This window comes from Herbiconiux sp. (genome assembly GCF_004297105.1).
Taxonomy (GTDB): domain Bacteria; phylum Actinomycetota; class Actinomycetes; order Actinomycetales; family Microbacteriaceae; genus Herbiconiux.
Map to the genome: position 1 here is coordinate 215,680 of NZ_SCVE01000006.1, position 13,040 is coordinate 228,719.

Consider the following 13,040-nt stretch of genomic DNA (forward strand, 5'->3'; position numbering starts at 1 on the left):
CTAGGATCCTAGCCGCGTGGGCCCGAGCGAGCGGGCGAATTCATCGATCGCGTGGGCCAGCGGGACGGCGGGTTCTCCGAGCATCCGCCTCAGTGGTTCGCCGTCGAAGGTCTTCGCGAAGGCGTAGGCCACCACGGAGTATCGGGTGAGAGGAGGTTCGCCCGGGCGCCGGGCGAGTCTCCACACGGTCTCGAGGATCGTGGCCGCGGCGAGCACGGCCCCGCGCGGCAGCGTGCGCACCGGCTCCGGGATGCCCGCCCGCTCGAACAGGCGGAACACCGTCGCCTGCAGATCGACGGGCTGCCCGCCGGTCACCGTCATCGTCGCACCCTCGATGCCCGGCGTCTCCAGCGCCCGCACGAGGTACTCGACGAGGGTGTCGATGTGCACCAGGTCGCTCAGCAGCGGCCGAGGAGCATGCCTGGGTGGCCGGATGCGCGGCAGCCGCCCGGCCTGCGCCGCCGCCGCGAGCCGCGGGAAGAGCGCGGTGTCGCCCGCCCCGAAGACCGCCCGGGGCCGGAGGATCACCCAGGGCCCGTCGTACCCGCGCACGACCTCCTCGGCGGCGGCCTTCGAGGCGGCGTAACCGCCGGCGAAGGGCGCTCGTGCGGGGGCGTCGCCGACGGCATCGACCTGATCAGTGGCGGTGTAGAGCACCGACGCGGTCGATACCAGCACGATCCGGGGCCGAACCTCGAACGTCTCGGCGTAGCGCAGCACCGTGCGCGTGGCCTCCACGTTCTCCCGCTCGAACTCCGCCTTCGTGCCCCAGGGCGAGCTGCGCGCGGCCGCGTGCACGATCACGTGGGGTGCCGCCCCGCCCCACAGCCCGCGCAGGAGCTCCGCAGCCCCGGCAGTTTCTCGAGGCGTCATGTTCCCCGCCGAAGAGCGGTTCTCGGCACGAGAAGTGACGTCTCGCGGTGGGGCGAGGTCGAGGGAGCGGTAGTCGGGGAGGTCGAGGGCACGGCGGCCGATGCCCAGCGCGTCGTAGCGCGGATCGTGGCGGAGCCGCGCGAGCAGCGCTCCCCCGACGAATCCGGATGCGCCCGTCACGAGCACCCGGCGCTGTGCCTCGGCGGCACCGGGCTCGCTCACGATGGCTCCTCGCGCACGATGCGGCGCACCTTCACGCCGGGCTCGGGGGCGAACCAGGGGTCGTGGAGCACGGTGGCGGAGCATCCGTAGCGCGCGAACAGCGCCTGGAGCGACTCGGTCACGGCCCGCTCATCGGCGCGCGAGGCCCCCTCGAGCGCCACCCGCACGTCGAGGCCCGTCTGGCGGATGCGCCAGTCCCCGTGGTTCGAACGCGCCGTCGCGACGGCCTGCCGCACGGCATCGGGGAACACATCGACGAGTTCACGCCCGTCTGCTCCCCGCAGCCGCAGAACCGCATCCGCCCGCCCGTCGACCGCTGCGATCACGGTCGTGAACCGCCCGCACCCGCACCGCTTCGCTGTGCCGCCGCCGGCGCCGGAGGCGGCGGGCGACGGAAGACGGAGCACATCGTCGAGGCGATAGCGGGCGATGATCTGGGTTCGCCGCTCGAGGTCGGTGACAAGCGGGACAAAACGCGTGCGGGCGGCATCGAGCCAGGAGGTCTCGAACCAGACGGTCTCTTCGAGGAGGTGCAGAGCGCCGTACGCACAGCTGAGCGCGAGCAGTCCTTCCGTGGCCTGATAGACCTCGCGCGTGGGAACCCCCCAGGCCTCGCGCACGGCGCGACGCTGCTCGTCGTCGAGCACCTCTGCGACCGAGATCACGAGGCGGGGTGCGATCCGTGCACTGCCGTTCGGGGCATCCGGGGCGCGACTGAGCCGCGCGAGAGCCGCCAGCACCGACGCCGGGGCCACCAGCACCTCGGGCCCGCGCGACCGGCGCGCCTCGTCGGCGAGCCGGGCCAGGTGCCCGTCGACGGGCTCGGTCAGGTCGAAGAAGGAGAACCGGATGCGGCTGCTCGCCACGCTCTCGTAGAGCGAGCCCCCGGCACGGAGGAAGAACGCGATGCGCACCGGCGGCCGCAGCGGATTCAGCAGCTGCCGCACGGAGGCGCCATCGAGCAACCGGCCGAGAACGGTTCCAGCCCACAGCATGCGCTCCCGCGGGCTCACGAGGAAGGCCGCCCGCCGGCCCGAGGTTCCGCTCGAGAGTCCCACGGCAAGATCGCCGTCGATCGTGGGCGTGAAGTCGCGCGTGCGCTCGGCTTCGAGTGCCACCCCGAGCGCATCGGCCAACCGCACGCCGCGGGTGTTGAGCTCGTCGAAGTGCTCGAGCAGAACGCCCTTGTCGGTCACGGGCAAGTCGCCGAGCGGCGTCGAGCGGGCGACGTCGCGATAGAACGGTGCCCGGTGGATGCGTGCCAGGAAGGCGCCGAGCCGCCGCCGGCGCCACCGGTCGAGCTGCTGCCGGCTACGGAACCGATACCCCCATCGCGCCCGCACGAACCGCGCGAGCAGCAGCGCGACGAGCGCGCCTTCCCCTCTCGAGCGTCCCACCCCGACAGGATACGCGTCGACCGTTCGCCCGGGTCGCGAACCCGGCTCGCGGCACCCGCTGCCCCGCCCTCCTAGAATGTCGCTATGGCGGCGATCATCGGACACATCCTGCCGATCGCCATCGGCGTCGCCCTGAGTTCGGTGCCGATCATCGTGATGGTGCTGATCCTGCTCTCGCCGCGGGGGCGCTGGTCGAGCCTCACCTATCTCATCGGTGCCACCATCGGCCTCGCGGGGCTCACCGTGCTGTTCACCGCGGTGGCCTCCCTGCTGCCTCCGGCACCCGAGTCGCAGCAGAGTCCGCTGGTCGCCTCGATCGAGGTCGCACTCGGTCTGGCCCTGCTCGTGCTGGCCGCAGTGCGGTGGCGGCGCAGCCGGCGACGTGCCGAGCGCGGCGCGACCACGGCGGCGCCGGCGGCGGCCGCGACCGCGGGAGAGCACGGCTCGGAGCCGGCCACCCGCGTCATCTCCGCCGACGGTGTCGCCCTCGTGCTCGAAGCCGACGACTTCGAGACCTCGGCTCCCCCGGCCTGGATGACCCGGGTCACCTCGCTCGGCCCCATTCCGTCGTTCGGGGTCGGCTTCGCCCTGATGTTCCGCCCGAAGAACCTGGTGCTCACCATCGCCGCGGGCGTGGCGATCGGCGCCGGCAGCGTGACCCCCACCGAGACCGTGGTGGCCATCATCATCTTCGTGGTGCTCGGCATCTCCACGCTCGCCGCCCCCATCATCTTCGCCCTCGCCGATCCGACGCGGATGCGCCGCCCGCTCGAGGGGGCCCGCATCTGGATCGAGCGCAACAGCTCCACCGTCACCACGGTCGTTCTGCTCATGCTCGGCACCGTGATCGTCGGCAGCGGCCTGGCCCACTACTGACACGAAGCAGGCCAGGCGCCGACCGAGAGGCGGGTGTTCAGCACCCGCTCAATGGAAGTCGCGGATGAAGCGCTCGAACTCGGTGCGCCCGACACCCGTTCCCGTGACATCCGGAATGCGCAGCACCGTGAGGCCCGCATAGGGCGACGGCGTGCCGCTGAAGGCGTCGCGGATGTGCGACCACCCGACGGTCGTCGACGACCCCGTGCTGGTGAGGTTCTCGTGCAGCGCGTTCTCACCCTTCAGCGTCACGCCGGCGCGAGCGGCCGAATTCGCCACCCACGACACGAGCGAGGCGGCATCCGAGTACGCGTGCTTGCCGTCGTCCCACTCCCGGCCGTCGGGCATCTCGAGCGCCGTGAAGTGCAGGTTGATGTGGTGGGTGGGTGACACGCCACCGTCGCCGTGCACGTCGAGGTCGTGCACCATCGCCATGACACCGTCGTAGCCGTGGCCCGTGGAGGCACTGGTGTAGGCCTGATCGGTGTGCACGAGGCCGGCCGCGATCTCGGGAACCCGCTGCATGGGGCTCGACGTCATGGTCTGCCAGTGCACCCCGGGGATCTTGATGCCGAGCGGCACCGATGCGAACGCACCGTCGAACGCCTTGATGGCCTGCAGCATCACGTCGCGCCCGTGCTGGAGCAGGCTCTCGCTGTACCAGCGCGTGAAGTCGCGACCGTAGGCGATCGACTTGTAAGACCCCGAGGTGATGAACCGCTCGTGGTCGGTGGGCGGCGAGATCATGCTGTAGGTGAGGCCCGGGATGCCCCAGGCGGTGCCCACCCCGGCCACCGAGCCGTAGCGCGCGACGGCCCAGTCGGCGAAGGCGCGCACGGCGGCGGGCCCGTAGCTCTGGAAGGTGCCGCGGTTCGGGTAACCCGCGGGGTCTCCCGCCACCTTCGAGTCGTGCTTGGCGTACGAGGGGTAGCGCAGCTCGCCCGCCGGGCCCCCGCTGATCGTGATCTCCTGGATGCGGCTGCGGTAGTCGGTGGCACCGGCGCTGTAGTGCGTCTCGAACGCGTTCATGAAGTCGCGCATGTCGTCGAGGGTGCGCTGAGCGCCCACGCCCCAGGGCGAGGGCGATTCGTAGTCGGTGTTGCCGTACTCGCTCACCCAGTAGTCCTCGACCGGCACGGGCGCGGCGCAGCCGGCGATGCCGCAGATCTGCTCGGGCTCCCACACCCAGTCGGGCAACGGGATCCAGCAGTCGTCGGACACGTTGTCGCCGCAGCGGTGGAACGACATCAGGGGAACCAGGTCGAGCCCGGCATCCGTGATGGCCTTGAACGCCTTGTCGTAGTAGCCCCAGTCGTAGCCGTCGCGGGTGGGTTCGGCCTTGCCCCACCACACGTCCATCGCCACGGCATCGACGCCCTGCGACTCGGCGACGGAGAGCGAGGAGACGAACGATCGCCACTCGGGGCCGTCGGTGGCCCAGTCGGAGATCCAGAGCGGCGCCATGACGTTGACCGTCTGGGCGGCGCCCGACGCGGCCTGGGCCGGCGGTGCGGTGGGGGGTGCTGCCGTGAGGCCGGCAGCCAGGAGGGCGGTGGCCGCGAGGGCGAGACCGCCGCGGGTGAGGGTGGTTCTGATAGCCATTCACCCACGGTAGGTTCGCCGGGCCACCGCCCTGCCTGAGTACTTTGCACCTACTCCCGGGAGTCGGTGCGGGCGGTGGCCGCCCGTGCGCCTGCCCGCATCCGCACGCCGACCAGCACGACGCCGGTCGCCATCACCAGCAGACCAAGGGGCGCCAGCGCCAGCGCGTCGTCCGCACCGGTCGCCGCCAGCGCGGCGGTGCCGTCTGCCGCGGGCTCCACCACGGACGGAGTCGTCGTCGGCGGAACCTCGGTGACCGGCGGAACCACACCGTTGATCGCGGACGTGTCATTGGCGAGCGACGCCGTCACCGACGCGATCGCGCCGAGCGAGATGCGCAACGCCTCGGGGCTGATGTTCTCGATGTCGTCACCCGCCTGGTGGTAGTTCGGGTCGTGGGTGATGCCCGCCGTGCCGCCGAACAGGCTGACCTGCTCCGCCGTCTTGACGTCATCCGCACCGGTGAAGAGCCCGGATGCCGGCACATCGTTCGCGATGAACGCGTCGTAGTCGCTGCGGCCGTCGAAGGCCGTGTCGATCCACGGCTGGCCGATCGAGTCGAAGTAGTCGGTGAGTGCCGCCTCCGTGGCGATCGAACCCTCGGGCACCTCGACCGGGGCCGGGAAGCTCGACTCGTTCGCGTCGTAGACGCTGATCACGTAGTTCGGCGAACCCACCATGTCGAAGTTCAGATACGTGGCGATCTCGTCGAGCGCGGCGGGGTCGTTCTCCACGAGGTCGTCGACGTAGTGCGTCGAGCCCACGAGGCCGACCTCCTCGGCACCCCACCAGGCGAACCGCACGGTGTTGTTGATGGTTCCGGATGCGGCCAGCTGCACGGCCGTCTCCAGGATCGCGGCCGACCCGCTGCCGTTGTCGTTGATGCCGGGCCCCTCGGGAACCGAGTCGAGGTGGGCGCCGAGCATCACCACGTTGTCCTTCACCGTGGAGTTCGGCGTCTCGGCGATGATGTTGAAGGTGTCGACCGTGGTGGTGGTCTCCTGCACCAGCAGGTCGACCGTCTGCGGGGTCGGTGAGGCGAGGTCGGCCAGCACGGCTGCGCCCTCGGCCTGCGTGATGCCGATCGACGGGATGTACTCGGGCAGCTGCTCGCCCAGGGTGCCGTTGAGCGGCCCGTCTTCGTTGTTGTAGACGAGCAGGGCGATCGCGCCGGCATCCGCGGCCGCGAGAGACTTCTCGGAGAAGGCGCAGATGCCGCGGCTCACCACCGCCACCTTGCCCGTGGCGTCGGCGCCCGCCCAGTCGGCCGCGGAGCATCCGGTGGCCGTCGTGGGCGCGACGAGCTCGGCGCCGACGATGCCGGCGGGGTCTGTCTCGGTGGTGCCCTCCATGGGCACGCGGGCCGGAGCGGGGTCGACGCTGTCGCTGTCGGTGGTGACGCCGAGGAGCGTGATCTCGTACTCGTCGATCGCCTGCGTGGTGGCCTGGAAGTCCTGCCGCACCGGAGAGTAGCCGGCCGCTTCGAGCACGCTCTCGATGTACTCGCCGCTGGCCTCGTAGCCCGGAGTACCGATGGCGCGGTTGCCGGCGTTGGCATCCGCGATCGACTGGAGGGCCTCGAGGTGGTTCATGACGCCGGCCACGGTGACCCGGCTCTCGAGATCGTCGGGATCGACGGCGAAGGCGGCCTGCGTGCCGCCACCGACGATCGCAGCCAGCATCACCCCCGTTCCGATGCCGAATCCTGCGAGTCTCCGATGACTTCTGTGCACGTGGTGCTCCCCTTGTCGCGTGAACGTTTGTGGAAGACTACCCCCATCGGGGGGTCATTCTGCAAGAGGTAACGCGATGGAAACACGCGTAGGCTCGGGCTCCACGATGACCGATCCAGACGATCCCACCAAGATGCGCAACCAGGCCTCGCTCACCACCTCGAGCGGCACGGTCTGGCTCGTGATCGGCGCACTCACGACGGCCATCACCGTGGTGCTGCTCTGGTCGCTTCAGCAGGTGAACTCGAGCGGAATCGCGCTCTGGGGCATCGTCGCGATCCTCCTGCTCTACGTGGCGATGGTGGAGGTGCGGCTGCTCGTGCGCACGGTGCGGCTGCGGCTCATCCTGATGGCGATCGCGTTCGGGGCCCTCACCGCGGTGGCGCTCGGGTGCGTCGTGATCATCGGAGTGACGGTCGTCGCACCCTGATCCTGCTCGAACGGATCCAGATTGTGTAACAATTACCGGATGCTGCCCTATCTCGCCGTCGTGCTCGCCGCCGTGTGCTTCGGTACCACGGGTACCGCGCAGGCCTTCGGTCCGGTCGACGCGTCGGCGGGCTCCGTCGGCGCGGCGCGGATCCTCATCGGCGGCGGCCTCCTGGCGCTGACAGCACTGGCGCTGCGCCTCCGCGCCGCCCGTTCCTCCGCCGAGACGTCCTACTCCGCGCCAGAACGTGCTCCTCGGTACGGATTCCGGCGTCTCGGCGGGTGGCCGATCGTCGTCGGCGCACTCGGGGTGGTTGCCTATCAGCCGCTGTTCTTTCTCGGTGTGAGCGTGAACGGGGTTGCGGTGGGCACCGTCGTCGCTCTCGGGTCGGCACCCGTCATCACAGGGGTGATCGACTGGGCCATCCGGCGCCGCTTCCCCGGTGCGGTGTGGCTCGTGGCGACGGCCATCGCCATGGTGGGCGTCGCGCTGATCAGCGGTGTGCTGGCGCCGGGGGCGGCGGACGCGGCCGCGGGCACTGCCTCCGCCATCAGCCTCCCCGGTCTCGCCGCCTCGATCGGGGCCGGCGCCTCCTACGCGGTGTACACCCTGGCCAGCAAAGCGCTCCTAGAACGCGGCTGGACGGCGAGCGGCACCATGGGCTCGGTGTTCGGCCTGGCCGCGCTGCTCAGCATCCCGCTCCTGCTCGCCACCGACACCCGCTGGCTGTTCACCGGTCCGGGCCTCGCTCTGGCCCTCTGGCTCGGCGTGATCACCACCACCGTCGCCTACCTGCTGTTCGGCTGGGGCCTCGCCCGCCTCCCGGCCTCGACGGTGTCGACCCTCACCCTCACCGAGCCGCTCACCGCCACTCTGCTGGGCACCCTCGTGCTCGGCGAGACCCTCACGGCGATGGCAGCCGTGGGCCTCGCCGTTCTCGCGGTCGGCCTCGTCGTTCTGGCCGCCCCGCGGCGCCCCCTACGGCCGGTTGCCCGCCTCAGCGGCGGCGCTGCGTCACGATGAGGTGCGCCACGAGCGCCGTCCACCCCGTCTGGTGCGAGGCGCCGAGCCCCTGCCCGGTGTCGCCGTGGAAGTACTCGTAGAAGGCGATGTTGTCGCGCCAGCGCGGGTCGGTGGAGAGCAGGGGGTAGCGGGCATCCGCCGGCCGCGGCGCGACTCCGTCGGAGCGGAACAGCGAGATCAGCCGGTCGGAGAGATCGTCGGCGATCTCACCGAACGTGTGCGTCTGCCCTGATCCGGCCGGGTATTCCACCAGGTGCGTCTCGCCGAGGCTCTCGTCGTAGCCCCGCAACGACTCGATGATGAGGGTGTTCAGAGGGAACCACACCGGACCCCGCCAGTTCGAGTTGCCGCCGAAGAGCCCGGATGTCGACTCCCCCGGTTCGTAGTCCACCACCGCCTCCACGCCGTTCACCTGCACCCGGAACGGATGCTCGCGGTGCCAGGCGGAGATGCTGCGGATACCGTAGGGCGACAGCATCCGCTCATCGGCGAGCACCTTGCCGAGGATGCGCTCCAGCCGCTCCGGCGTCACCAGCGCGAGCAGGCTCTTCACCTCATCGGTGCGGCTCCGGATGTGCACCGACGTCGCATAGGCCGGGTACCGCGCGAGGAACGCGGCACCCCGCGCCACGAACTCCTCGAGCGCCCCCATGTGCGAGCGTGCGAACACGAGCGCCGAGGTCACCGGCACGAGCCCCACCAGCGAGCGCACCCGCATCGGGATCGTGGTGCCGTCGGCGAGGTGCAGCATGTCGTAGTAGAACGCGTCCTCCTCGTCCCAGAGCCCGGCGTCGTTGGCCGAGCCCGCGATCACGAGGAAGTGCTCGAAGAACTTGGTGGCGACGTCCTCGTAGGCGGGGTCGTGCCGGGTGAGCAGCAGCGCCATGTCGAGCAGGTGCAGGGCGTAGGTGGCCATCCAGGCCGTGGCATCGGCCTGCTCGAGCACCCCCACCTCGGGCGGCAGGGTGGACCGGTCGAGCGGCGCGATGTTGTCGAGGCCCATGAAGCCGCCCTCGAAGAGGTTGTTGTCGCCGTGGTCTTTGTTGTTCGTCCACCAGGTGAAGTTCATCAGCAGCTTGTGGAACACCCGGCCGAGGAAGTGGTGGTCGCGACTGCCGTCGATCTCGAACACGCGCAGCGCCGCCCACGCCTCGATCGGCGGGTTGACGTCGCCGAAGTTCCACTCGTAGGCGGGCAACTGGCCATTCGGATGCATGTACCACTCGCGCAACATCAGCACCAGCTGCGCCTTCGCGAACTCCGGGTCGATGTGCGCCATGGTGACGCAGTGGAACGCGAGATCCCACGCGGCGAACCACGGATACTCCCACGGGTCGGGCATCAGGATGACGTCGTGGCTCGAGAGGTGCCGCCAGTCGCCGTTGCGGATGGCCCGGCGCCCCTCGGGCGGCGGCGGCGAGCTCGGGTCGCCCGCCAGCCAGCGGCGCACGTCGAAGTGGTAGAACTGCTTGGCCCAGGTGAGGCCGGCGAACGCCTGGCGGGCGATCCGCGCATCCTGCTCCCCCGCCGCGGCAGGGATGACGTGGGCGTAGAACTCGTCGGCCTCGGCCTCACGACGCGCCAGCACCGAAGCGGCATCGTCGAACGCGGTGCTGGCCGGGCCCGCCTCCCGCGCCTCGCTCAGACGCAGACGGATGACGCGGCTCTCCCCCGCGGGCACGGTCAGCACCTGCTGGAACGCCGCCTTCGTACCCTCGCCGGCCGGGTTCACGGTGGGCGCGCCCGACACCACGAAGTCGTTGATGCCGTCTTTGGGGTACGGCGACGTGGTGGGCTCGTCGAAGAGCCGCTCGGTGTTCGTCTCGTTCTCGCAGAACAGGGCGGTCGCGTCGAGCCCGTCGATGCGCAGCACCAGCTCTTCGGCGTCAGGCCGGTACGCCGTCAGCTCCGAGGGGGCCGTGCTGCGGATGACGGGCTTGCGCACCACGTCGGTGGGAGCATCCCACGACCACACGTTGCGGAACCAGAAGCTCGGGAGCACCTGGATGGTGGCCTCATCCGGCCCCGCGTTCTCGACCGTGATCTGCATCACGAGGTCGTGCGGCCCGGCCTTCGCGTAGTCGACCGTGACCACCCAGTACCGGCCGTCGTCGAAGACTCCGGTGTCGACCAGTTCGTATTCGCCCTCGTCTTTTCCGCGGCCCTCATTGGTCTCGAGCAGATCGTCGTAGGGGAATTCGGCCTGCGGGTAGTGGTAGCGCCAGCGCTGCCAGGAGTGCGTGGGGGTGCCGTCGAGGTACCACCAGTACTCCTTGACGTCTTCGCCGTGGTTGCCCTCGGGGCCGGAGAGGCCGAACATCCGTTCTTTCAGGATGGGGTCGACGCCGTTCCAGAGCGCGAGGCCGAGGCACCAGCTCTGCCGCTGGTCGCAGAAGCCGGCCATGCCGTCTTCGTTCCAGCGGTAGGTGCGGGAGCGGGCGTGGTCGTGGGGGAAGGAGCGCCAGGCGTCGCCGTCGGCGCTGTAGTCCTCCCGAACGGTTCCCCAGGCACGTTCGGCGAGGTAGGGGCCCCAGTCGCGCCAGGAGGCCTCAGGAGCCGCACCCCGCGCATCCGCCTCGGCGAGCCGTCGTCGTTCGGCGCCCGGCGGCGCAGGCGGGGGTGTCTCGGAGACCATGCTGCGATCCTAGGGCCGCCGGATGGAGCCCCACCGCCAGGGTGCCGTGCGGAAACGACGGACTTCTTGGGCCCCTACGGCGAACGACGGACTCACGCACCGAATCCGCCGATGAACTCCGTCGAATCCGCGGCCGAACTCCGCCGATGCTCCGCCGCTACGCCGGCGTGGCCAGCGCGTGCTCCAGGGCCACCCACGGGAGCATGGCGCACTTGATGCGCGTGATGTACCGCGAGACCCCGCCGAGCGCCACGGCGTCGCCGAGCAGCTCGTCGTCGCCGTCGATCGTGCCCTTCGACTGCATCAGCTCGCGGAACGCGTCGATGCGCCGCCGCACCTCGGCCTCCGGCAGCTCGTCGATGAGGTCGCTGAGCAGCGACGCCGAGGCCGTGGAGATCGAGCAGCCCTGCCCCTCCCACGAGATCGACGCGAGCGAGTCATCCGCCGCACGGTGCACCCGCAGGGTGACCTCGTCGCCGCAGGTGGGGTTGATCTGGTGCGACGAACCGGATGCGCCCTCCCGCAACCCGAAGCCGTGCTTCTCCTTCGCGTGGTCGAGGATGACCTGCTGATACATCCCCTCCAGCTCGCGCGACGCCATCAGGCGACCCGGAAGAAGGATCGGGAGTCGGCGACGGCCTCGATGGCGGCGTCGACCTCGGCGGTGGTGGTGTAGAGATACGCGCTCGCGCGGGTGGTGGCGGTGATGCCGTAGCGGCGGTGCACCGGTTGGGCGCAGTGGTGGCCCACGCGCACGGCGATGCCGCGATCGTCGAGGAACTGGCCCACGTCGTGGGAGTGGATGCCGTCGACCACGAAGCTGGCGAGACCCACGCGCTCGGTTCGGGCATCCGGAGCCGGTCCGAGGATGCGCACGCCGGGGATGCCGGCGAGGCCCTCGTACAGACGCTGGCCGAGAGCGGCCTCCCAGGCCTCGATGCGGTGCATGCCGATGGCGTCGAGGTAGTCGCACGCGGTGGCGAGTGCAATGGCCTGCGACACGCGCTGCGTTCCGGCTTCGAAGCGCATGGGGGCGGGGAGGAACTCGGATTCGGTGAGGCCCACGGTGGTGATCATCGACCCGCCGGTGAGGAACGGCGGCAGCGCATTGAGCAGCTCGGAGCGGCCGTAGAGCACGCCGATGCCCGTGGGCGCGAGCATCTTGTGACCCGAGAACACGGCGAAGTCGACGTCGAGGGCGTGCAGGTCGAGCGGCAGGTGCGGCGCCGACTGGCAGGCGTCGAGCACCACGAGGGCTCCGACGGCGTGCGCCAGATCGACGAGGCGCTCGACGGGGTTCACGGCGCCGAGCACGTTGGAGACGTGGGTGAAGGCCACGAGGCGGGTGCGGGCGCCGATGACGTTCGCGGCGGCATCCGGGCCCTCATCGAGACGGATGCGGCCCTCGTCGTCGAGGCCGATCACGCGCAGTGTGGCACCCGTGCGGAACGCGAGTTCCTGCCACGGCACGAGGTTGGCGTGGTGCTCGAGCTCGGTCACCACGATCTCGTCGCCCGGCCCGAGACGGAAGCGCGCAGCATCCTCCCCGCCGCGGCCGAGCGAGGCGTTCGACATCGAGTAGGCGAGGAGGTTGAGGCCCTCGGTGGCGTTGGAGGTCCAGACGATCTCGTCGTCGGCCGCGCCCACGAAGCGCGCCACGGTCGCGCGGGCGTTCTCGAAGAGCTCGGTGGCTTCGCCCGCGAGGGTGTGTGCGCCGCGGTGCACGGCGGCGTTCACGGTGTCGTAGTAGGCGCGCTCGACGTCGATCACGCTCTGCGGTTTCTGCGAGGTGGCGCCGGAGTCGAGGTACACGAGCGGATGCCCGTTCACCTCCCGCGCGAGGATCGGGAAGTCGGCCCGGATGCGCGCGACCGCGGCGTCATCGAGGGCGCGGGTGTCGGGTTCCCGGGTGGAGGTCGGAGCATTCAGATCGATCGTCACAAGGCTTACAAGCGTACCGGCTGCACCCGCATTCCTGCCGTGAGTGCCGGGGTCGGCGTTCGCCGCCCCGCCCGCCCCGCCCGCCCCGCGGAGTTCGCCACGAATCGCGCCGACCTCGCCCGATACGGGCGAGCCTGCCCGAATTCGTGGGGAAACCCGCATCCGGTGCGTGCGTTCTGCTCCGCGAGCGGATGGTCGGCAGGGTCCGGAGCCGGCGACGGGCGCTGACACCGGTGTGTGGCGGCCCTGGCCAACCCGAATGACGCGGGCCGCCGCACACCGGCTGTCCGACCTTAGTGAAAATCGAA

10 protein-coding genes are annotated in these 13,040 nt (G+C 70.5%); 3 read left to right on the forward strand and 7 right to left on the reverse strand.

Annotation, left to right across the window (positions count from 1 at the left end; genetic code table 11):
- Complete coding sequence (locus EPO52_RS02535) at positions 1–1,095, reverse strand: NAD(P)-dependent oxidoreductase (RefSeq protein ID WP_290801446.1); 1,095 nt, start codon at positions 1,093–1,095, stop codon at positions 1–3.
- On the reverse strand, positions 1,092–2,492 hold the full coding sequence (locus tag EPO52_RS02540; protein WP_290801448.1) for a F390 synthetase-related protein: 1,401 nt from the start codon (positions 2,490–2,492) through the stop codon (positions 1,092–1,094). Before EPO52_RS02540 ends, EPO52_RS02535 begins: the two co-directional genes overlap by 4 nt.
- Positions 2,493–2,576: 84 nt before the next feature.
- On the opposite strand from EPO52_RS02540, the gene EPO52_RS02545 reads away from it, so the two are divergent.
- Positions 2,577–3,368: a GAP family protein gene (locus EPO52_RS02545; protein WP_290801451.1), complete on the forward strand. Its 792-nt coding sequence runs from the start codon at positions 2,577–2,579 to the stop codon at positions 3,366–3,368.
- A 48-nt stretch (positions 3,369–3,416) separates the two neighbouring features.
- Here the strand turns inward: EPO52_RS02545 and EPO52_RS02550 are convergent, their stop codons facing one another.
- Together EPO52_RS02550 and EPO52_RS02555 are read right to left on the reverse strand one after the other, a co-directional pair.
- Positions 3,417–4,970, reverse strand: a complete 1,554-nt coding sequence (locus tag EPO52_RS02550) for a family 14 glycosylhydrolase (protein WP_290801453.1) — start codon at positions 4,968–4,970, stop codon at positions 3,417–3,419.
- Positions 4,971–5,020: 50 nt separating this feature from the next.
- Positions 5,021–6,703, reverse strand: coding sequence for a M20/M25/M40 family metallo-hydrolase (locus EPO52_RS02555; protein WP_290801455.1), 1,683 nt, complete (start codon positions 6,701–6,703; stop codon positions 5,021–5,023).
- 106 nt (positions 6,704–6,809) lie between these two features.
- Between EPO52_RS02555 and EPO52_RS02560 the strand changes: the two genes are divergently transcribed.
- The gene (locus tag EPO52_RS02560) at positions 6,810–7,133 is read left to right on the forward strand and encodes a hypothetical protein (RefSeq protein WP_290801458.1); all 324 of its coding nucleotides are present in this window, start codon (positions 6,810–6,812) and stop codon (positions 7,131–7,133) included.
- A 39-nt stretch (positions 7,134–7,172) separates the two neighbouring features.
- Positions 7,173–8,156, forward strand: coding sequence for an EamA family transporter (locus EPO52_RS02565; RefSeq protein ID WP_290801461.1), 984 nt, complete (start codon positions 7,173–7,175; stop codon positions 8,154–8,156).
- Here the strand turns inward: EPO52_RS02565 and EPO52_RS02570 are convergent.
- The 3 genes from EPO52_RS02570 to EPO52_RS02580 form a co-directional block, all read right to left on the reverse strand.
- On the reverse strand, positions 8,131–10,791 hold the full coding sequence (locus tag EPO52_RS02570; RefSeq protein ID WP_290801463.1) for a glucosidase: 2,661 nt from the start codon (positions 10,789–10,791) through the stop codon (positions 8,131–8,133). The genes EPO52_RS02565 and EPO52_RS02570 overlap by 26 nt on opposite strands.
- Before the next feature lie 157 nt (positions 10,792–10,948).
- Positions 10,949–11,392, reverse strand: a complete 444-nt coding sequence (gene sufU / locus EPO52_RS02575; RefSeq protein ID WP_290801466.1) for a Fe-S cluster assembly sulfur transfer protein SufU — start codon at positions 11,390–11,392, stop codon at positions 10,949–10,951.
- Positions 11,392–12,720, reverse strand: coding sequence for a cysteine desulfurase (locus tag EPO52_RS02580; RefSeq protein ID WP_290801805.1), 1,329 nt, complete (start codon positions 12,718–12,720; stop codon positions 11,392–11,394). Before EPO52_RS02580 ends, sufU begins: the two co-directional genes overlap by 1 nt.
- Positions 12,721–13,040 lie beyond the last annotated feature (320 nt).